This is a genomic window from Sphingopyxis sp. (assembly GCF_050725655.1).
Lineage (GTDB): Bacteria > Pseudomonadota > Alphaproteobacteria > Sphingomonadales > Sphingomonadaceae > Sphingopyxis.
Window position 1 is genome coordinate 1 of the sequence record NZ_JBOHHT010000046.1, and the last position, 21,668, is coordinate 21,668.

Below are 21,668 nucleotides of genomic sequence, written 5' to 3' on the forward strand. Positions count from 1 at the left end.
ACGAAGCGCAGCACCAGCGCCGAGAGGATCAGCCAGCCTGTGGAAACGAGGATCGCGGTCGGCAGCGACGCCAGATCGGCGATCAGGCCGAGCGTATAGGCGCCCAGCGCCATCGCGCCGAAGGTTACCGCTTGATAGATCGACAGGCAGCGGCCGAGGATTTCCTCGGGGGAACGCAGCTGCATTGCGACGTTGAGCGTCGTCAGCGTCGACACCCACGCGCCGCCCGCGACAAAGGCGGCGACGATGACCCACGGCACGCTGGCGGTCAGCGCGACCGGCAGCATCGCGGCGGCAAAGATGAGCGAGGCGGCGGTCACCACCCGGTCGCTGCCCCAGCGGTGGCGTGCCGAGCTCACCAACAGCGCACCAAAGATCGACCCCGCACCAAAGGCGGCAAGGCATAGCCCATAGGTGACCTCGGTCCCGTGCAACCGGTCGCGCACGAGCGACGGCAGCAGCGCCTGGAATCCCGCCGCGCCGAAGCCGAAGGCGAAGCCGCGGATCAGCACGCGGCGTACCGGGTCCGAATGCGCGCAGAAACGGATGCCCGCGGCGATCGCGGTCAGCATCGACGTGCGGCGCCGCGGCGTGGTTTCGGGATGCCAGCGCAGCAGCACGACGATCAGCACGATATAGCTGATCGCATTGAGGCCAAAGGCCGCTGCCGTCCCGACAATCGAGATCAGCAGTCCGCCAAGCGCCGGGCCGACGCTGCGCGCGAGATTATAGGCGATGGTGTTGAGCGCGATCGCTTGCGGCAGATCCCTTGGCCCGACCTGCAGCCGCACCGACGCCTGCCACGCCGGGCCATTGAGCGCTGTGCCGCACCCGACCGCGAGGGTGAAGAAAAGCAGGGTCAGCGGTGTGATCGCGTCGAGCCAGGTCGTCAGCGTCAGCGCCGCCGAGACCAGCAGCATCCCCGTCTGCGCCGCGAGCATCACGCGCCGCCGGTCGAAATTGTCGGCGATCGCGCCCGCGAAGATGCCCAGCAACAGGATCGGGATCGTCGCACCCGCCTGCACCAGCGCGATCAGCAGGTGCGATTGGGTGAGTTCGGTCATCAGCCACGCGGCGGCGACCGACTGGATCATCGACCCCATGTTCGAGGCAAGATTCGCGATCCAGATCGCGCGAAACGCCGGATAGCGGAACGGCGCGAGCGCGGAGGGCGGGGGTGGCGTGTCGGGACTCACGTGTCGTCGCGTAACCCGGCCCGTCACCCCCGGCAAGGCCGCGCTATTCGGTGAGTTCGAAAGCGGCCTCGGACCCTTGCGCCGACGACGGCCCGACCCACAGTCGGAACTGGCCGGGTTCGCTGCCCCAGCTCATATCCTGCCGCGTGAAGGCGAGATCTGCGTCGGTCAGGGTGAAGCGGATCGTCCGTTTCTCGCCCTTCTTGAGGCTGATCTTCTCGAAACCCTTCAGCTCCTTCACTGGCCGTGTTACCGATCCGACGAGGTCGCGGACGTACATCTGCACGACCTCCTCGCCATCGCGCACGCCGCTGTTGGTCACCGTGACGGTCGCGGTCAGTTTCTCTCCCGGACGGATTTTCGCCTTGTCGAGCGTCACCGGCGAATAGGCGAAGCTGGTATAGCTGAGGCCGTAACCGAACGGATAAAGCGGGGTGTTCGGCGTATCGAGATAGCGCGAGACATATTTGGCGTTCGGGTCCTCGGGCTTGATCGGCCGCCCGGTGTTTTTCATGTCGTAATGGATCGGCACCTGCCCGACATTGCGCGGGAAGGTCACCGGCAGCTTGGCCGACGGGTTATAGTCGCCATAGAGAACATCGGCGATGGCATGGCCGCCCATCGTGCCCGGATACCATGCCTCGAGGATCGCATCGACATTGGCGTCGGCCCACTCGATGCTGTTCGGGCGACCGCTCATCAGCACGAGGATGATCGGCTTTCCGGTCTTCTTCAGTTCTTCGAGCAGCGCCTGCTGGTTCCCTGGCAGGTCGAGCGAGGTGCGGCTCGCCGCTTCGCCGGTCATGTTCCAATGCTCGCCCATCGCGGCGACGATGACGTCCGATTTCTGCGCGAGCGCGATCGCTTCGGCAAAACCGTCGCTCTTGCCCGCATCGGCGAACTGATAGCCGGCGCCCTTGGCATAGGCGATCGCCGTGCCCTTGGGCGCGCGCGCCTGCATCCCTTCGAGCAGCGTCACCGGCCGCTCCTTGCGGTCGCCCGCGGCGGACCAGCTGCCGATCATATCCTCCTTGCTGTTGCCGAGCGGTCCGATCACCGCGATCGACCTGGCGGTGGCGGCGAGGGGCAGGGCATTGTCCTTGTTCTTCAGCAGCACGATCGACTTGCGCGCGACGTCGCGTGCCGCCTCGAGGAAGTCGGGGCGATAGATGGTCGCCTTTTCGCGCGCCTGGTCGGAGTAGCGATAGGGGTCCTCGAACAGACCGAGGCGATATTTCATTTCGAGGATCGCCTTTACCGCGTCATCGACGCGTTTGACGTCGACTTTACCCTCGGCGACCGACTTGGCGAGGTGGTCCATGAACACCGCGCCCTGCAAGTCCATGTCGACCCCGGCGTTGATCGCCTGCTCGCCGGCCTGCTTCAGGTCGCGCGAATAGCCGTGCGGGACCATTTCGTTGATCGACGTGTAATCGGTTACGATGAAGCCCTTGAAACCCCATTTTTTGCGCAGCACGTCGGTCAGCAGATAGTGGCTGCCCGATGCCGGCACGCCGTCATATTCGTTGAACGAGGTCATGAAGGTCGCGGCGCCCGCGTCGGCGGCCGCCTTGAAGGGTGGCAGATAGATGTCACGCAGCGTGCGTTCGGAGATATCGACCGTGTGATAGTCGCGGCCCGCCTGCGCCGCGCCATAGGCGGCGAAATGCTTGGCGGTCGCGAGTATCGTGTCGACGCGTTTCAGATCGCCGCCCTGGAAACCGCGCACGCGCGCAACCGCGATCTTGCTGCCCAGATAGACATCCTCGCCCGCGCCTTCGGACATGCGGCCCCAGCGCGGGTCGCGCGCGACGTCGACCATCGGCGCGAAGGTCCAGTGAATGCCCTCCGCCGACGCTTCGGTGGCCGAAATTCGTGCAGCTTTTTCAATGGCTTTAAGGTCCCAACTTGCCGATTCGCCGAGCGAAATGGGAAAGATGGTGCGGTGGCCGTGGATGACGTCGTAACCGAAAAGCAGGGGGATCTTCAGCCGCGTCTCTTCGACCGCCAACCGCTGCAGCTCGCGCGTATATTTGGCAGTGAAGGCGTTGAAGATCGACCCGATGCGGCCCTTGCGAATATCGTCCTGATAGCCCTGACGTATCGTCGGACCGGTCGAATCCCAGTCGCTGGTCAGCAGCGACAATTGCCCGACCTTCTCGTCGAGCGTCATCTTCGCCATCAGGTCGGCGATGAAGCGATCCATCTTCGGATCGGGACGCATCCAGCCTGCGGAATCCATTGGCGCCGCATCGTTCGTGCTCGTCGTGGGCTTCGCCATCAGCGGGGCAGGGGACAGCTGTCCCGCCACCATCAGGGTGGCCAGCGTCAGGCATGTCAGGTTGCGCGTCATCGGCGGCATGATTCGTCCTTCCCAGTCGGGCTTGCTTGTACATTGTCACGCGGATTGGCCGAATTTCGGCCGAAAACCGGCTGGTCCCCGATCGCATCCATCTGTGTCGCTTCCCCCTATACAGTGATCGTGAAACCGGTTACAAATCAAAAAAACAACGACAGGATTTCCCGCGATTCGTCGCTGCACCGGAGGCAAGCCGGTCAGCGAATGAGGCGAAAGCGGGGAATGTCGGGGCGCTTAAAAGGGAGGATGCCGTGAAGTTTTTGCATGATTTTCAGACCGTTTCCGCACGCCAGTCGCGCGCTCGTTCGCTTGCCGCTGCGCTGGCGTGGAGCAGCGCCGCCGCGGCGCTCGCCGTGGCGGCCGCGACCCCGGCGCAGGCCCAGGTTTCAGGCGCATCGCTGCGCGGAACGGTGAAGGCCGAAGGCGGCGTGTCCGAGGTGACAGCGATCAACGTCAACACCGGCCTGACGCGCACCTCGACGGTTAGCGCCAGCGGCAGCTATGGCTTTTCCTCGCTTCCGGTCGGCACATACCGCCTCGAATTCACGACGTCGCAGGGCAAGCGCCAGACCGACGAGTTCACGCTTAATGTCGCGCAGAGTGCGGTGCTCGATTTCGACTTTTCGCAGCCCGATATCGCCGAAGGCGGTGATGATGCGATCATCGTCACGGGCAGCCGCCTCCGCTCGATGGAGGGCGGCGAAGTTGGCACCAATATCTCGCAGCGGCTGATCGAGCAGCTGCCGCAGAACAACCGCAACTTCCTCGCGTTTGCCGATCTCGCACCAGGCGTTCAGTTCATCACGAACGGCACCGACCAGTCGCGCCTGCAGGGCGGCGCGCAGGGAAGCAATTCGGTCAACATCTTCATCGATGGCATCGGACAGAAGGACTATGTCCTCAAGAATGGCGTTACGGGTCAGGATTCGACCCAGGGCAACCCGTTCCCGCAGCTCGCAATCGGCGAATATCGCGTCCTTTCGTCGAACTATAAGGCGGAATATGATCAGGTCAGCTCGGTCGCCATCACCGCAGTGACCAAGTCCGGAACCAATGAATTTCACGGTGAAGCTTTTGTCGATTTCTCCAACCAGAGCCTGCGCGATCGCCGGCCGAGCGAGAATTTCCCGACCTATATCCCCAAGACGCGCACCAAGGATTTCCAGTTCGGCGGCGCGCTCGGCGGGCCGATCATCAAGGACGTGCTGCATTTCTTCGTGACCTATGAAGGAAAGCGCCGCATCAATCCGCGCGACGTGACGCCGGGTCTCGAATTGCCGGTCAGCTATTTCCCCGAAAAATATCGGTCGGCGTTCGGGCCGCGGAACGAAACGTTCGACGAAAATCTGTATTTCGGAAAGATCAACTTCACCCCGACGTCGAACGATCTGTTCGAATTTTCGGTCAAATATCGCGATGAAAGCGGCGAGCAGTTCAACAGCGGCTTTGCGGCCTTCGAAACGCGGACGCTCGCAAAGGTCGAGGAATGGCGCGGCCTCGCGCGTTGGGAGCATACCGCCGATACGTGGGTCAATGATTTCAAAGTCGCCTATGAAGACGTGACTTGGGGGCCACGCCCGGTCAATTTCGGCAATATTTCGATCTTCAACGCGACAGTGCCCAACACGCCGCCGGTAACGGGAACCCGTACGGGCGATATCCTGCGCATCGGCGCGGGCAGCAATTTTCAGGACAAGGGCCAGAGTGGCTGGCAGGTCTCGAATGATTTCACCTGGACCGGCCTCGAGAGCCACACCTTTAAGCTCGGCGTGAAGGCGAAGTGGGTCGAGCTCAACACCAACACGCAAAATGGCGTGAATCCGGTGTTCAACTATAATGTGAACTACGCGCCGGGCGGCGCGTTTAACGATACCATTCCCTATCGCATGACGTTCAGCGCGCCGGTCAACGGCGGCGATCCCAATATCACGTCGAAAAATTTCCAGTTCGGCGTCTATGCGCAAGATGATTGGGAAATCGACGACCGGTTGACGCTGAACATCGGCCTGCGCTGGGATATCGAGCGTACGCCCGCGTTCCTCAACTATGCGCACGATCCCGCGATTGCGGAATTCGTTGCCGGCCGCGCGTCATACACCGCCGCGAACGGCACCGTCACTCCGCCGTACACAAACCTGCGCAACGCCAATTTCGATATCAACGACTATATCTCGACGGGCAGCGAGCGGAAAGCATTCAAGGGCGCCTGGCAGCCGCGTCTGGGCTTCACCTATGCGCTTGACGATGAAAAGCGGTTCGCGATCTTCGGAGGCTATGGCCGCTCCTATGACCGCACGCAGTTCGACTTCATCCAGCAGGAATTGGCGCAGGGCCTGTTCGCCGGGCGCACGTTCAACTTCAACAACCCCGGCGACACGCGCAACACCTGCGTGCCGAGTGCGACTTGTATCGCCTGGAATCCCGCGTATCTGACGCCAGAGGGTCGCGATGCCCTGATCGCGGGTCTCCCGATCGGAGCCGGGCGCGAGCTGCGCTTTATCAAGAACGACCTTAAGACGCCCTATTCGGACCAGTTCAGCTTGGGCGTTCGCGGGAAGTTCAACCTGCTCGACCTCGAAGTCGGCTATAGCTATGTCGAGAGCCACGACGGCTTTGCTTACGTCCTTGGCAACCGTCGCCCCGACGGCAGCTTCTTCCCGGCTACGGGCCGTCCCGATGCGCCTTTCGGTAACCCTCCTGCGCCGTTCGGCAGCATTATCCTTGGCACCAACGGGATCGAAACGCGCGCCAACACGGCCTATTTCAAGCTGACCAAGCGCTACACCGAATTCTCACCATGGAGTCTGGACGCGACCTACACCTTCACCGATGCCGAGGAAAATCGTCAGTTCGGCGAGACTTTCTCGCTCGATTTCCCGGGCATCGAAAATTATCCCTTCATCTCGGCAACCGGCGTGCGCAAGCATCGTTTCGTGATGGCGGGCACGGTGGATATTCCGCTGGGGATCACCCTCTCGGGCAAGTTCCAGATCGCGTCGCCCAAATATCTCGCCGCGCTCGTCGATACGCCGGGAACGCCGCCGAGCCGTGACGTCACCTCGATCCAAACCAAGGGCAATGGCGATCGCTGGGGCTATCGTCAGATGGATCTGTCGCTCACCAAATATGTCCCGCTCGGCTTCCTCAGCGAAGACTCGCGGCTCCGCTTCCGCATCGACATCATCAACCTGTTCAACGACCGCAACTATGGCGGTTTCAGCGCCGCGACCGGTCTGCGCAACCAGAATGATCTCAGTCTTGATGGTCCGCCGCGGACGATTAAGCTATCGGCCGGCTTCCAATTCTGACCGGCTGACCAGGCGCCCGGCCCGCACCCCCCTCCCGCGGGCCGGGCGCCTCATTTTTTGGAGTATCGAATGTCGTTTCGTATCGGGGCATCGCTCCTGCCCCTGGTCGCGCTGACTGCAGCATGCACCGCCACTCCGGCGCCCTCGACCGTCGCCCCCGCCGCGAAATTGCCGCCGCTGACCGAGGCGGCCTTTTCGGAAGAGCTGACCGAGCGCACCTTCCGCTATTTCTGGGACACCACCGACACCGAGCGGTGCCTGGCGCCCGATCGCTGGCCGAGCAACCCCTTCTCGTCGATCGCGGCGACGGGCTTTGCGCTGACCGCTTATGGTATCGGCGCCGAGCGCGGCTATGTGACGCGCGCCGACGCGGCGCTGCGCACACGCGACTGCCTGCGCTTCTACTGGAACGCACCGCAGGGGCCCGATGCGGCGGGCACCACCGGCTACAAGGGCTTCTTCTACCACTTCCTGAAGAATGAAGACGGCACGCGGTACAAGACCAACGAGTTGTCGACGGTCGATACCAGCCTGTTCCTCGGCGGCGCGTTGTTCGCGCAAAGCTATTACGACCGGAACGACCCCGTCGAGGCCGAGATCCGCGATCTTGCCGAGAAAATCTACACGCGCGTCGACTGGACCTTCGTCCAGCGGACCAACACCGGCACCGAGGCACGCAACCTGGCGGGCTCGCACGGCATCACCATGGGGTGGAAGCCCGAGAAGGGGTTCGAGACGCACGACTGGGTCGGCTATAACGAAGGCATGCTCGTCTATGTGCTGGCGCTGGGTTCGCCCACGCATCCCGTCGGCAAGGACGCGTGGGACAAGGGCTGGGCCACCGATCTCGAAAAGGACTGGGGCACCTATTACGGCCAGCAGCATCTGCAGTTCGAGCCGCTGTTCGGGCACCAGTATAGCCATGTCTGGGTCGACTTCCGCGGCATCCGCGACGACTTCATGCGCGGCAAGGGCATCGACTATTTCGAGAACAGCCGCCGCGCGACGCTGGTGCAGCGCGCCTATGGCGCCGACAATCCGAACAAATGGACGGGCTATAGCGCGGACATCTGGGGCTGGACCGCGTCGGACGGGCCGGGATATTCGAAGGACAAATATAGCGTCGGCGGAACCCCGCGCTTCTTCAACAGCTATATGGCACGCGGCGTCAGCGCGATCCGCGTCGTCGACGACGGCACGGTCGTCCCCACTGCAGCGGGCGGCTCGGTCGCTTTTGCGCCCGAGGTGGCAATCCCCGCACTGATGGCGATGCGCAAGCAATATGGCACCCGCCTCTATACGCGCTACGGCTTCAAGGACGCGTTCAACCCCAGCTTTACCTTTGCCGGTACGGATACGGGCAGCGGCGCGGTCGATCCGGTCGACGGCTGGGTCGCCAACGACTATCTCGGCATCGATCAGGGGCCGATCCTTGCGATGATGGAAAATCATCGCAGCGGTTTCGTGTGGAAGGTCATGCGCAAGAACCCGCATATCGTCCGCGGATTGAAGCGCATCGGCTTCACCGGCGGCTGGCTCGATCAGGCGAAGCCGGAGTAGCGTCCCCCGGCTTTCGCCGGGGAACAATCAGCAGCCCTTCCCGATGCAAAGGTCCGCCAGCACCGGATAATGATCCGACGGCAGTTTTCCGCCATTCTGATCGGTCAGCGTCGCGTGACGCAGCACCTTCACATCGTCGCTGACGAAGATATGGTCGATCGGGCTAGGGTCCATCTGCGCGATCTTGAAGCCGGTGAAGGTGCCGAGCGGGCCATAATGCGGCGTGCGGCTGATTATGCGGCTGTCGCGGAGCGCGCCCTTGCCCGGCTCGACGATCGCGGCATAGGGATTGCTCGTCGCGGGGCTGTTGAAGTCGCCCATCAGCACCGCGGTTTCGTTCGCCTTGCGCTGCCCGTCGATCCAGTGGCGGATCTGGCGGGCGCTTTCCTGGCGCGCGACCTCGCCGATATGGTCGAAATGGGTGTTCACGACGAGCAAGGTGCGTTTCGCGCTCCGGTCGTGCAGCCGCGCCCAGGTTGCGATCCGCGGCAGCGCGGCGTCCCAGCCCTTGCTCGGCGTATCGGGCGTCGGCGACAGCCAGAAAGTGCCCGATCCGACCAAGGCAAAGCGGTCGCGACGGAAACCCAGCGGTGAATATTCGCCCTTTTCCTTGCCATCGTCGCGCGCGACCCCGACGAATTGATAGCCGGGAAGGTCGGCCTCGACCGCCTGTTTCTGGTGCTGCAGCACCTCCTGCATCCCGACGAAATCGGGCGCCTGATAGGCGACGAGCGCGATCAGCGCACTTCGCCGATGCGGCCAGGCGTTGTCACCGTCCGAGGCGAGGTCGAGGCGGATGTTGTAGGTCATCGCCTCATAATGATCGGCGCGTTCTTTCGCGGCGGCGGGGAGGGCAAGCAGCGCCGCGGCGGCGAGGATCAGGATTTTTTTCATCCGAGGTTCCCTCCATTGGCGACGATGACGCTGCTGTAGAAGCGCGCGCTGCGCTTCGGCGTGCGGACCTGCGTTTCATAGTCGACATGCACGATGCCGAAGCGCTTCGAAAAGCCCAGCGACCATTCGAGGTTGTCGAGCAGCGACCACGCCATATAGCCGCGCACGTCGACGCCCTTTCTGATCGCGTCGCCAATCGCCGAGATGTGCGTGCGGAGGTAATCGCAGCGCAGCGGATCGTCGATCCCGTCGGGACCAGCGGTCGGCGGATCGTAGAAGGCCGCGCCGTTTTCGGTGATATAGACCGGGATCTCGCCATAGGTGTCGCGGAACCAGACGAGCATGTCGGTGAGCGCTGGGGGATAGACTTCCCAGTCGGTCGTCGTGTGCGTCGCGACCTGTTTGACCGGCGAGGCACCGACCGGCCACTGGTTCGGGTCGGCCTTGACGACGTTGCGCGTATAATAGTTGATCCCGATGAAATCGACCGGCTGGCAGATCGCCTTCAGATCCTCGGCGGACCATTCGGGCCATGCCTCGCCGAACACTTCCGCCAGTTCCTCCGGGTAGCTGCCCTTGAGCGCCGGATCGAGATATTGGCGGTTCATATATGCGTGCGCGCGCGCCGTTGCGGCAATATCCTCGGCGCTGTCGCTTGCCGGATATTTGGGCTCGATGTTGACGACAAGGCCGATCTCGTGCGCGCCTTCGCTACGATACGCCTCGACCGCCGCGCCGTGCGCGCGCATCAGATTGTGGCTCGCGATCGGCGTTTCGAACAGGTTGCGATGTCCGGGCGCGAGCGCGCCATGGAGATAGCCGCCGTCGGTGATCACCCATGGCTCATTGAGAGTGACCCACTTCTTCACGCGCCCGTCGAGGCGGCGGTACATCACCGAGCCATAGTCCGCGAACCAGCCGGCAATATCGCGGTTGAGCCAGCCGCCCCTGTCGTCGAGCGCCACGGGCAGGTCCCAATGGTGCAGCGTCAGCAACGGTTCGATGTCGTTCTTCAGCAACTCGTCGACCAGCCGCTCGTAAAAATCGAGGCCGGGTTCGTTCACGCGCCCGGTGCCCTCGGGCAGCACGCGGCCCCAGTTGACGCTGAAGCGATAGGCTTTGAGCCCCAGTTCCTTCATCAGTGCGACGTCGGCGGGCATGCGGTTATAATGGTCGCACGCGATGTCGCCCGTGTCGCCTTTTACCGCCATCAGCCGCGGGTCGTGGCTGAACCGCTGCCAGATGCTCGCGCCCGCGCCGTCGGCAAGCGGCGACCCTTCGATCTGATAGGCGGCGGTCGCCGCGCCCCACAGGAAATCGTCGGGGAAGACACTCTTGCTCATTTTTTGTCCTTGTTGGTGATCGTTGGGGAGGGAAGCTTTTGCTCAAGCAACCAGGCATAGAGCGCCGGGTCGTCATAAGCGGGATCCCAGGCGTTGTGGCCGAGGTCGGGATAGATGGTCAGGCGGACCTTGCGGCCGCCGCAGGCGCGGATCGCGCGCGCCATGGCAAAGCTGCCTTCGGGGATAACGACATCGTCGCGGTCGCCGTGGAATGCCCAGATGGGCAGGTCCATCAGGCGGCATGCCTCGCCGGGATTGCCGCGTCCGGCGACTGCGGCCACCGCCGCGAACCGTTTCGGCTCGGCGATCGCCCAGCGCCAGCTCGCATGGCCGCCGCGGCTGAGGCCGGTGAGATACACGCGTGCCGGGTCGATGCGATACGTCTTCGCGATATGGTCGACCAGCTTGTCGAGCTTCGGGATGTCCCAGTCCTGATCGGTGCCGAGCAAAGGCGACACGGTGAGGAAAGGAAAGGCAGGGTCGCGCTCGGCGATCTTGGGAGGGCCGTGAACCTTGACCTTCGCGACATCGTCGCCGCGCTCGCCCGAGCCGTGGAGGAAGACCAGCAGCGGATATTGCTTCGCCGTGTCGGTCAGATAGCCCTTTGGCACGAACAGCTGATAGGGATAGTTTCCGGCTTCGATCGCCGGCTGCGCTGTCTGACCTTCGACCGCCGCCGCGGCTCTGGTCTTTGCAGCGGCGGGCGATGCGGCGAGGGCAACCCCCAGCAACGCCGCGGTCCAATATGTCATGCGTCTGTCCTTTGTTGAAGGGCTCATCCCTTGACGCTCCCGGTCAGAAGGCCGCTCAGATAAAAGCGCTGGAGCGCGAGGAAGAGGATGAGCACGGGCAGGGTGGTGACGACCGCGCCCGCCATCATCAGCTCATTGTCCTGCACATGCTGGCGGCTCATCGCGGCGAGCGCGACGGGCAGCGTGTAGAGATCCTGGTCGGCGAGAATGATCAGCGGCCACATGAAGTCGTTCCAGCTGCCGAGGAAGACGAACAGCGCGAGCGTGACGACGATCGGGGTCAGGATCGGCAGTATGATGCGGCGGAGGATCTGTCCTTCGCTCGCGCCGTCGATGCGTGCCGCCTCGATCATCTCGTCGGGGATCGACAGGCAATATTGGCGGACGAGGAAGATGCCGAAAATCCCCGCGAGCCACGGCACCAGCGCGCCGGCATAGCTGTTGACCAGCCCCATCGCCTTGAGTTCGAGGAACAGCGGCAGCATCCCGATCTGCCCCGGCACGACGAGCGCCGCGACGAGCAGGCGGAAGGTCGCATCGCGGCCCTTGAAGCGCAGCTTGGCAAAGGCATAGCCCGCGGGGATCGTGAAGAGCAGCGCGAGCCCCGTCGCAAGCGTCGAGATCAGTAGGCTGTTGAGCAGGAAGCGCCCGATGCCGAAGGTGCCGAACAACATGCGGTAATTGTCGAGGCTGGGGTCGCTTGGCAGCAGCGGCGGCGGGAATTGCGACGCCTCGCCGCGCGCCATGAAACTGACCGAGAGCATCCACAGCAGGGGCGCGATCGTTAGCAGTGCGACGAGCGCGGCCAGCAGTGTGACCGACCAACGGCGGAGCGTCATATCGCGCCTCCGCTTTTCGCCAGCCGCAACTGCACCAGCGTTATTGCGAGAATGCAGAGGAAGAGCAGGAAGGCGACCGCCGCACCCGACCCGAGGTTCCACCATTTGAACCCTTCCTCATACATGAAATAGAGGATGGTGACGGTCGACTGGGCCGGGCCGCCCTGCGTCATCACATAGGGTTCGGCGAAAAGCTGGAACATGCCCGCGACAGTCAGCACCGACACCAGCAGCACCGTCGGCGCAATCGCGGGCAGGGTGACGTGGCGAAGGCGCGTGAGCCCTCCGGCGCCGTCGATCCGCGCCGCCTCGTCGAGTTCGCGCGGCACCGTCTGGAGCGCGGCGAGGAAGATGATCATATTATAGCCGAAGGTCTTCCACCCGACGAAGATCAGGATCGCCGGCAGCGACGCATGCGGATCGCCGAGCCAGTCGATCGGCGCAATGCCGAACAGCGACAGCAGGTAATTGACGAGGCCATAGCGCGTGTGGAGCAGGTAGCGCCATACGACCGCGGTCGCGACGAGCGTCGTCACATAGGGCGCGAACAGCGCGACGCGCCACACGGGCCGCCATTTCAGCCAGCGCGAATTGACGAGCATCGCGGCGAACAGCGACAGCGCGACGATGAAGGGCACGCCGAAGCCGACGAACAGCAAGGTGTTCGTCACCGCTTTCCAGAACAGCGGATTAGCGATCAGTCTTTCGTAATTATCGAAACCGACGAAGCGCAAATTTCCGATGTCGGCGAGCGCATAGATGTCGAAATCGGTGAAGCTGAGGAGCAGCGACGCGATCGCCGGCAGCACGAAGAACAGGATGATCGCGGCGAGCGCGGGTGACGACATCGCCCAACCCGCGCGCGCTTCGCTTGCCCGTCCGGCCGCGCTCGCGCTTTCGCTGGTTCGCCACTGCGCGGTCAAAGTGCGCGGCCTTTCTCTAGCATCCAGCGCCGCTTTTCGAGCAGGCGATCGGCGCGAACGTCGATTTCTTTTGCGGCCTCGTCGACGCTATATTGCCCGCGCACCATACGTTCGGCGACGATCTGCATCTCGGTGACGATGCGCTCCCACTCGGGCACCTTGGGCAGCGGGGTCGCATGGTCGAGTTGGGTCGCGAAGGGGGTGACGATCGGGTCGCCCGCGAGCCCCGCTTCCGCCCAGACCGACCGTCGCGCGGGCAAATCCCCGGTGAGTTGCTGAAATTTGAGCTGCGCGGCGGGCGTCATCAGCCGCGACACTAGGTCCCACGCTGCATCGCCTTGGTCATTACCCGCGAACACGACGAGGCTCGACCCGCCCGGTGCCGCCGATCCGATGCCGTCGGGGCCGGGATTCGGCGCGGTCGCCCAATTGTCCTGCATCGCCGGGGCAAGGCGGGTCTTCATATCGCCGATCGTCCACGGGCCCGACAGGAACAGGCTGAAATAACCCTTCGCAAATTCGTCCCATATGTTCGAAATCTGGGCCGAGGATGCCAGCGGCGCCAGCCCCTCATCGAACAGCGATTTATAGAACGCCAGCGCCGCCTTGAACTCGGGGTCCGAAAAGGCGCCGCGTGCGCCGTCGTCGCGCAGCATCCGTGCCCCCGCCGACAGCGCGAGCGTCGTCAGCTGCTCATATTCGTTGAGCGGGTAGAGCAGCGCGTAATTGCCCGTGCCGACCTGGCGCTTCACCTTGTGCAGCGCCGTCTTCCATCCGCCCCAATCCGACGGCGGCGCGCCATATCCGGCGCGTGCGAACAGATCCTTGCGGTAGAATTGCAGCCGCGTATCGACATACCAGGGGACCGCCCAAGCCAGCCCCGCGATGCGATTGGTATCGACCACCGCGCCGAACTGGTCGTCGAGCAGCCCCAGCGCGCGATCTGGAACCGGCGTGATCGCGCCGATCGCGGCGAGTTCGGCGATCCAGCTGTTGCCGACCTGGCCCACCGTCGGCAGCGATCCGCCCGCAAAGCCCGTGAGCAATTTCTCATGTGCGGCGGTCCACGGCAGCGGCTGAACCGTGACCGGCGGCGCGTTCGCGGGCCAATCGAACGTTTTCAGCAGTTCGGGCAGGCTCGCGGCTTCATTGCCCATCGCCCAGACGGTCAATGCGCCGTCGCCACGCGCGCCGCAGCCGGTTAGCAGCGAAGCAAGGGGCAGCGCCGCGAGCGCGCCCGTCAGATGGCGCCGCGTCAGCTGCATAGGCATGGCCGCGCCGGTTGCATCATGTCGGCAAGGCTCCCGCCGCGGCGACGCTCGCCGGCGTTGCCGCCCCGCCCGTCGTGCCCCGCGCAACCAGCGTCGGGGTCAGGATCGTCGCGCTCGCGCCGCCCAATGTTTCGCCGCGAAGGATCCGCAGCAACATCATCATCGCGGTCGACCCTAGCCGGTCGATCTTGACCTGCATCGTCGTCAGCGAGGGATTGAGGTGGCGCGCGAGCGGGATGTCGTCGAACCCTGCCACCAACACGTCGCCGGGAACCGACATGCCGGCATTGGCGAGCTCAGCCATAAGCCCGACCGCCATCTGGTCGTTCGCGGCAAAGACCGCGTCGGCGGGCAATTGTCCCTGCACGAGCAACCGGCCGGCCTGTGCGCCGCTCTCTTCCGAAAAATCGCCGGGCAGGATCGCGGGGTTCGAAATCTTGGCGATTTTCGCCATCGCGTCGACAAAGCCGCGCTGGCGGTCTCGCGCGTCGCGGTTATGCTTCGGCCCCGCGATATGGACGATCTGCCGCATGCCGCGCGCGAGCAGCGCCTCGGTCATCGCATACGCACCGCGATAATTGTCCACCGCCACAAACGGCAGGTCGAGCGAGCCCGCGTCGTAATTGAGCAGCACCGTAGGGAGCGCGGGGTCGAGATAGTCGGAGAGCAGTTCGGGTTTTAAATCGGGCGGCATCACGAGCAGCCCGTCGACGCGCCCGCGCATCGCCGCGATCGCGGCGGCGGTTTCATGTGTGCTGCCGTGCATGTTGCCGAGCAGCAGGTGCATGCCCGATTCATGCGCAACCAGGTCGATGCCGCGGATGATCTCGGAGAAGAATTCGCCGAACAGATCGGGCAGGATGACGCCGACGGTGTCGGTCTTGCGCCGCGTCAGGCTGCGCGCGCCGCTGTGCGGAACGAAATGAAGCTTCTTTACCGCGGCCATCACCGCCGCTTTGGTCGGGGCGGTGACATTGCTGTGGCCGTTGATTGCGCGCGATGCCGTGGCGACCGAAACCCCCGCTTCGCGGGCGACGTCTCTCAATGTTGCCATGTCGCTGGCCCCCTTTCCCTCATATGGCGCCGGGTCGCCTTTGCGACTCCAGTCCTCTTCTTTCGCCGGGCGCGGAAACGGTCATAACGTAACCGGTTACACAGGCGAAATGCAAGGTCATTCCCCCGCCTTTCCCAACGCGTGGCCTTCGGCGTCGAACAGGTGAAGATGTTCCGGGGCAAAGGACGCGGCAACCGCATCGCCCTCGTCAAGGCCGCCGTCGTCGCGCAACTGGCAGGCGATCGGATCGTCGCGTTCGCGTCCGCCCAGATGTACGGTCGCCAATCCGCCGAGCCGCTCGATAAAACGGATCGTGAAGGGCAGCGCATCCGGCGCGTCGCCGATCGCGATGTCTTCGGGCCGGATACCGATGGACAGCGGGGTTCCGGCCGTCAGCGCCGCCGCAAGCGGGGGCAGGGCGATGCTGCGCCCGTCGTCCAGCGTTGCGCGACCATCGGCGGCGACGGTTGCGGGCAAGATATTCATCCGCGGCGTACCGAGGAATTGCGCGACGAAGATGTTCGCCGGCCGCGCATAGAGTTCGCGCGGCGTACCGACCTGCTCGATCCGTCCGTCGCGCAGCACGATGATGCGGTCCGCGAGGGTCATCGCCTCGACCTGGTCGTGCGTGACGTACAGCGTCGTCGTGCCGAGCTGGCGGTGCAGGCTGGCAAACTCGTATCGCATCCGGACGCGTAAATCGGCGTCGAGGTTTGACAGCGGCTCGTCGAACAGGAAGATCTGCGGCTGGCGCACGATCGCGCGGCCGATCGCGACACGCTGCCGCTGTCCGCCCGACAGCGCGGCAGGCTTGCGGTCGAGCAGCGCCTCGATGTTCAATATTTCCGCCGCGCGCTGCACGGCGTCGTCGATCGCGGCCTTGGCCGCCTTCGCGATCTTCAACCCGAACGCCATATTTTCGCGCACCGTCAGATGCGGGTAAAGCGCATAGGATTGGAAGACCATCGCGATACCGCGCTCCGACGGCGGCAGGCTGGTCACGTCGCGGTCGCCGATGACAATGCTACCGCCGGTCAGGTCTTCGAGCCCTGCCACGGCCCGCAATAACGTCGACTTTCCGCACCCCGAGGGGCCGACGATCACCGTGAACTCGCCGTCGGCGACGTCGATCGACACGCCTTTCAGCACCTCGGTGGTGCCGAAGCTCTTGCGCGCATTGCGGATCGACAGTCCGGCCACGGCCCCCTCGCCCTCGAGGGTCAGTGAACGGTCACGCCCGCGCTCGCTTGCCGGGCCGGGGCCCGTCCGGCGGCGATGGCGAAGACGCAGAGCATGGCATAGCAGGCGGCGGGCAGGATCAGCGCGGCGGCATAGCCGACCGTGCCCGACAGCAGGCCGATGAAATAGGGGATCACCGCTCCGCCGACGATCGCGGTGCAGAGCAGCCCCGAGGTCGCTTCGGCGCGCGCGTTCGAGCGTTCGAGCGTCAGGGTGAAGATCACCGGGAACATGATCGAATTGAAAAGGCCGATCGACAGCGCGACGAAGCCGGCGGTCACGCCGCCGACAAAGACGACGTAGAGGCAGAGCAAGGCGGCGATGGCGGTGAAGGCCACAAGCATCTTCGATGCCGAGAAGCGTGCGAGCAGCACCGATCCAATCGCGCGGCCGACCATCGCGCCGCCCCAATAAAGCGCGACTGCCTTTCCTGCCTCCTGCAACGAAACGCCGGAGACGCCGTCGTTGCCCATGATCCAGCCGAACGTGCCAAAGGCGGCGTCCGACTGCCCCCAGATCGCATCGCTGTTGAGGAACAGCGCCATCTGCGTGCCGATCGCCACCTCGGCGCCGACATAGAGGAAGATCGCAAGCCCGCCGAGCAGCGCCCAGCGCGACGAAAATGCCTCGTGGATCAGTTCGCCCATTCCGGCGCGCTCGCCGATCGGCGCGGGCGGCACCGCTTCGTTGACGATCCGCCGGCTGACCCAGAAGAACAGGAGCAGCGCGACGATCAGGCCGCAAATCCAGAAATAGGCCGAATCGATCCCAGCGAGCGCCTGCGCGCGCACGGCGTCGGTGACCACCCTGCCTTCCTTGACCTCGACGCCCTCGAGAAACAGGTGCGCGCCGATCAGCGGACCGAGAAAGGTGCCGAAGCTGTTGAACGTCTGGCTGAAGGTCAGGCGGAAATGGCTGCGTTTCGGATCGCCCAGCGCCGCCGCGAGCGGGTTCGCCGCGACCTGCAAGATGGTGATGCCGCTCGCGAGGATGAAAAGTCCGGCGAGTACGAGCGGATAAATCGCAAGGTTCGCCGCCGCGAGCATGACGAGGCAGCCGACCACCATCGTCGACAGCGCGGTCAGGATCGACGGCACCGAATGGAAGCGGGCGATCAACGCGGCGGCGGGAAAGGACATCAGGCCGTAAGCGATGAAGAAGGCCGAGGCTGACAATTGCGCCTCGGCGTCGCTCAGCGTGAAGATGCCCTTCACCGCGGCGACCAGCGGATCGATCAGCGACGTGATGAAACCCCAGGCGAAAAACAACACGGTGACCGCGGCAAAGGCCGCCATGGCATTCGACCGGCCGCCGCTATGGGTGGTCGCCTGGCTGGGCACGTTCATCCGGAATATCCTCTTCGCCGAAACTATGTTATGCGCAGCGGTCTAACGAGCGGCCGCAGGCAATGCAATCGGTTACATTTTTCGGCCTGCCGCCTCGTTTTTCCGTGCCCCCGCCGATGATCCAGCCCCACGCGAAATAATCGTTCGTCACCCACTGGCGCGCGCGGGCCTGACTGGTTACATGGGCCGCCACCAAACGAATCGCGTGTGCCGCCCGGAAAACCGGGGCAGGCGCCGCCCGCACCAGAAAGTGGCACCCATGGAAATCATCACCGGCCTCACCTTCGACGATGTGCTGCTGGTGCCCGGCGCGTCGGATATTTTGCCGTCGGACGCGAACCTGTCGACCCAGCTCACCAGTGAAATCAGCCTCAACATCCCGATCCTCTCCTCGGCGATGGACACGGTGACCGAGGCCGACATGGCGATCCTGATGGCGCAGATCGGCGGCATCGGCGTCCTTCACCGCAACCTCACGATCGAGGAGCAGGCGGCCGCAGTCCGCCAGGTGAAGCGCTTCGAAAGCGGCATGATCGTCAACCCGATCACCATCACCCCCGACGCGCCGCTGTCCTATGCGATCGCGCTGATGGACCAGCACCGGATTTCGGGCATCCCCGTCGTTGAAACCGGTGGCAAGCTCGTCGGTATCCTCACGCACCGCGACGTGCGCTTTGCCGACAATCCCGGCCAGCCGGTTCGCGAGCTGATGACCGCCGAAAATCTCGCTACGGTGCGCGCCGGGGTCGAGCAGGACGAGGCGCGCAAGCTGCTGCACCAGCGCCGCATCGAAAAGCTGCTTGTCGTCGACGATGATTATCATTGCATCGGCCTGATCACCGTCAAGGACATGGAAAAGGCGGTCAATTTCCCCGACGCGACGAAGGACGCCAGCGGCCGCCTGCGCGTTGCGGCGGCGACGAACACCGGCGACAGCGGCATCGAACGCGCCGAGGCGCTACTTGAGGCCGAGTGCGACCTGATCGTCGTCGACACCGCACACGGCCACAGCAAGGGCGTTGGCGAGACCGTCGCGCGGATCAAGAAATTGTCGAACCGCGTTCAGGTGCTCGCGGGCAATGTCGCCACGGGCGACGCAACGCGCGCGCTGATCGACGCGGGCGCCGACGGCGTGAAGGTCGGCATCGGGCCGGGCTCGATCTGCACGACGCGCGTCGTCGCGGGCGTCGGCGTGCCGCAACTCACCGCGATCCTCGACAGCGTCGAGGCGGCGTCGAAGCTGGGCGTGCCCGTGATCGCCGACGGCGGCCTCCGCACCTCGGGCGACATCGCCAAGGCCCTCGCGGCTGGCGCATCGAGCGTCATGGTCGGGTCGATGCTGGCAGGGACTGCCGAGGCGCCGGGCGAAACCTTCCTGTTCCAGGGCCGCACGTATAAAAGCTATCGCGGCATGGGCAGCGTCGGCGCGATGGCGCGCGGCTCGGCCGACCGTTATTTCCAGCAAGACATCAAGGACCAGATGAAGCTGGTTCCCGAAGGCATCGAGGGCCAGGTGCCGTTCAAGGGCCCCGCGAAGGATGTGATCCACCAGATGGTCGGCGGCGTGAAGGCCGCGATGGGCTATACCGGCAGCCGTACGCTGAAGGATTTCCGCGAGCGCGCCAAATTCGTGCGCATCACCAACGCGGGTCTGCGCGAAAGCCATGTCCACGACGTCGCGATCACACGCGAAGCACCGAACTATCCGGCGGGGTAATCTGCCCCGTCGTCATTGCTAACGCCGCGAAACAATCCAGAGCGGATATACACCGCACTGGACTGTTTCGTCGCTTCGCTCCTCGCAATGACGGGGAAGAAAGGTTGAACTCATGACCCCCGCTGCGCGCGTCCAGACTGCCATCGAAATCCTCGATGCCATCGCCATCTCCGCGCGCGACGGCGGAGCGCCTGCCGACGCGATCTTTGCCGAGGCGATGCGCGCGCGCCGCTATGCCGGATCGAAAGATCGCCGCGCGATCCGCAACCATGTCTATGATGCTATCCGCAGCGTGCGGTCGGTGCCGGCCTCGGGCCGCGCCGCGATGCTTGCGCTTGCCGATGCCGATCCCGAACTAGCCGCGCTGTTCAATGGCGCACCCTATGGCCCGGCAGCCATTTCGGCCGACGAACCGCGCGCCGAAACCGGGATCGCCACCACCGCGCTGATGAAACTCTTCGACCCGCTCGTGGGAAAGGCGGAGCGCGAGGCGATGCTGGCTCGCGCGCCGCTCGACTTGCGCGCCAACCGACTGCGCTCGAGCCGCGACGAACTCGCGTTGATCTTTCCGGACGGCGAAGCGATTGCCGGCCTTGCCGACGGCTGGCGCCTGCCCGGCGAAACTCCAGCGGTCCAGCACGCCTCCTACGCCGAGGGTCAGTTCGAGGTGCAGGACGCCGCGAGCCAACTTGCCGCCGCCGCGCTTGACGCTCGAGCCGGGCAGGTGGTCATCGATCTGTGTGCCGGCGCGGGCGGCAAGACGCTCGCGATCGCTTCGGCGACGGGCGACGAAGCCGCGATCCTCGCCTGCGACACCAATCGCGCGCGGCTTCAGCAATTGCCGCCGCGCGCGCACCGCGGCGGGGCAACGGCGATCGAAACGCTGCTGCTCAATCCGGGGCAGGAACGCGCGATGCTCGCCGACCGGATGGGCAAGGCCGATCGCGTAATCGTCGATGCTCCCTGTTCGGGCAGCGGCACCTGGCGTCGCAGCCCCGAACTGCGCTGGCGCTCAACCCCCGCGCGGCTCGACCGTCATGTCGCCGACCAGGCGAAACTGATCGACATCGGCGTCGATCTTGTAGCGCCGGGCGGCAAACTTCTTTATGCTGTCTGCTCGATCATCACGCGCGAGGGGCGGGCACAGGTGGACGATTTTCTGAACCGGCATCCCGGCTGGACGGCCGATGACGGCTATCTTCCGGATGGCGTCGGACGCGCCGCAGGGGCGGGGTATCTGATGACTCCGGGCCATGACGGCTGCGACGGATTTTTTCTCGCACGACTGACGGCACCATGTTAGCATCGCCTGCAATGAAGCGATGGGAGAATGCGATGCGCGTCGGTTTTTTGGCTCTAACTGCGGGTTTGATCCTCGCCAGTCTGCCCACCGCGTCCGATGCGCAGCGCGCCGATAACGACATCTTCCCGCGCTCGATAGCGCTCCAGCAAGAAGGTCACAAGGCGCAGGACTCCGGCGATCTCGACGCCGCCATCGGTTTCTATGAATCGGCGCTCGCCGCCGACCCGCGCAATCGGTCGGCGATCATCGCGCTGGCGCAGGTCGCACGCGCGCAGGGGCTGCCGGGCAAGGCCATCGGCCTCTATCGCGAGGCGCTTGTCCTCGAACCCAACGACATCGTCGCGCTGACTGGGCAGGGCGAAGCGCTCGCCGACAAGGGCGCTCTCGAACTCGCGCGCGAAAAGCTGGTCGAGGCGCAGCGCGTGTGCGGTGAGAAATGCCCACAGGTCGCCGCGCTCGAAAAGACGATCGCATCGAGCGCGTCGAAGCGCGTCGTTGCCGCCGAAGTGCTGGTGCCGAAGCCGGTTGTCGCCACCGTCGGGACGGCCAGCAACAAGAATTGAT

16 protein-coding genes are annotated in these 21,668 nt (G+C 64.5%); 5 read left to right on the plus strand and 11 right to left on the minus strand.

Annotation, left to right across the window (positions count from 1 at the left end; translation table 11 throughout):
* Together ACREBX_RS05975 and bglX are read right to left on the minus strand one after the other, a co-directional pair.
* A partial coding sequence (locus ACREBX_RS05975) for an MFS transporter (protein ID WP_431560840.1) occupies positions 1 to 1,196 on the minus strand: 1,196 nt, incomplete at its 3' end.
* Positions 1,197 to 1,239: 43 nt separating this feature from the next.
* Positions 1,240 to 3,558 (minus strand): beta-glucosidase BglX, encoded by a 2,319-nt coding sequence (bglX, locus tag ACREBX_RS05980; RefSeq protein ID WP_431560841.1) that lies wholly within the window; start codon positions 3,556 to 3,558, stop codon positions 1,240 to 1,242.
* Between the two features lie 248 nt (positions 3,559 to 3,806).
* Here bglX and ACREBX_RS05985 point away from each other — a divergent pair, with 248 nt between their 5' ends.
* Positions 3,807 to 6,863, plus strand: coding sequence for a TonB-dependent receptor (locus ACREBX_RS05985; RefSeq protein WP_431560842.1), 3,057 nt, complete (start codon positions 3,807 to 3,809; stop codon positions 6,861 to 6,863).
* Positions 6,864 to 6,932: 69 nt separating this feature from the next.
* Positions 6,933 to 8,423 (plus strand): glucoamylase family protein, encoded by a 1,491-nt coding sequence (locus ACREBX_RS05990; RefSeq protein WP_431560843.1) that lies wholly within the window; start codon positions 6,933 to 6,935, stop codon positions 8,421 to 8,423.
* A gap of 27 nt (positions 8,424 to 8,450) precedes the next feature.
* Here ACREBX_RS05990 and ACREBX_RS05995 read toward each other — a convergent pair whose 3' ends face one another.
* The 9 genes from ACREBX_RS05995 to ACREBX_RS06035 form a co-directional block, all read right to left on the minus strand.
* Positions 8,451 to 9,317 (minus strand): endonuclease/exonuclease/phosphatase family protein, encoded by an 867-nt coding sequence (locus tag ACREBX_RS05995; RefSeq protein WP_431560844.1) that lies wholly within the window; start codon positions 9,315 to 9,317, stop codon positions 8,451 to 8,453.
* Complete coding sequence (locus ACREBX_RS06000) at positions 9,314 to 10,660, minus strand: GH1 family beta-glucosidase (protein WP_431560845.1); 1,347 nt, start codon at positions 10,658 to 10,660, stop codon at positions 9,314 to 9,316. The genes ACREBX_RS05995 and ACREBX_RS06000 overlap by 4 nt, the downstream gene beginning before the upstream one ends.
* Complete coding sequence (locus ACREBX_RS06005; protein ID WP_431560846.1) at positions 10,657 to 11,412, minus strand: alpha/beta hydrolase-fold protein; 756 nt, start codon at positions 11,410 to 11,412, stop codon at positions 10,657 to 10,659. Before ACREBX_RS06005 ends, ACREBX_RS06000 begins: the two co-directional genes overlap by 4 nt.
* Positions 11,413 to 11,435: 23 nt before the next feature.
* Complete coding sequence (locus ACREBX_RS06010) at positions 11,436 to 12,251, minus strand: carbohydrate ABC transporter permease (protein ID WP_431560847.1); 816 nt, start codon at positions 12,249 to 12,251, stop codon at positions 11,436 to 11,438.
* Positions 12,248 to 13,174 (minus strand): carbohydrate ABC transporter permease, encoded by a 927-nt coding sequence (locus ACREBX_RS06015; RefSeq protein WP_431560848.1) that lies wholly within the window; start codon positions 13,172 to 13,174, stop codon positions 12,248 to 12,250. The genes ACREBX_RS06010 and ACREBX_RS06015 overlap by 4 nt, the downstream gene beginning before the upstream one ends.
* A complete protein-coding gene (locus ACREBX_RS06020) occupies positions 13,171 to 14,445 on the minus strand; it encodes an extracellular solute-binding protein (RefSeq protein ID WP_431560849.1) in 1,275 nt (424 codons plus the stop codon). The genes ACREBX_RS06015 and ACREBX_RS06020 overlap by 4 nt, the downstream gene beginning before the upstream one ends.
* Positions 14,446 to 14,461: 16 nt before the next feature.
* The gene (locus ACREBX_RS06025; RefSeq protein WP_431560850.1) at positions 14,462 to 15,499 is read right to left on the minus strand and encodes a LacI family DNA-binding transcriptional regulator; all 1,038 of its coding nucleotides are present in this window, start codon (positions 15,497 to 15,499) and stop codon (positions 14,462 to 14,464) included.
* A 117-nt stretch (positions 15,500 to 15,616) separates the two neighbouring features.
* Positions 15,617 to 16,699 carry an ABC transporter ATP-binding protein gene (locus tag ACREBX_RS06030; RefSeq protein WP_431560851.1) on the minus strand — a complete coding sequence of 361 codons (1,083 nt, stop codon included), beginning with the start codon at positions 16,697 to 16,699 and terminating at the stop codon, positions 15,617 to 15,619.
* A 20-nt stretch (positions 16,700 to 16,719) separates the two neighbouring features.
* Positions 16,720 to 18,084, minus strand: coding sequence for an MFS transporter (locus ACREBX_RS06035; RefSeq protein WP_431560852.1), 1,365 nt, complete (start codon positions 18,082 to 18,084; stop codon positions 16,720 to 16,722).
* Positions 18,085 to 18,343: 259 nt separating this feature from the next.
* Between ACREBX_RS06035 and guaB the strand changes: the two genes are divergently transcribed.
* The 3 genes from guaB (at position 18,344) to ACREBX_RS06050 (ending at position 21,667) form a co-directional block, all read left to right on the plus strand.
* Positions 18,344 to 19,801 (plus strand): IMP dehydrogenase, encoded by a 1,458-nt coding sequence (gene guaB, locus ACREBX_RS06040; RefSeq protein ID WP_431560853.1) that lies wholly within the window; start codon positions 18,344 to 18,346, stop codon positions 19,799 to 19,801.
* Between the two features lie 112 nt (positions 19,802 to 19,913).
* The gene (locus ACREBX_RS06045) at positions 19,914 to 21,104 is read left to right on the plus strand and encodes an RsmB/NOP family class I SAM-dependent RNA methyltransferase (RefSeq protein ID WP_431560854.1); all 1,191 of its coding nucleotides are present in this window, start codon (positions 19,914 to 19,916) and stop codon (positions 21,102 to 21,104) included.
* 32 nt (positions 21,105 to 21,136) lie between these two features.
* Positions 21,137 to 21,667 carry a tetratricopeptide repeat protein gene (locus tag ACREBX_RS06050; RefSeq protein WP_431560855.1) on the plus strand — a complete coding sequence of 177 codons (531 nt, stop codon included), beginning with the start codon at positions 21,137 to 21,139 and terminating at the stop codon, positions 21,665 to 21,667.
* Position 21,668 lies beyond the last annotated feature (1 nt).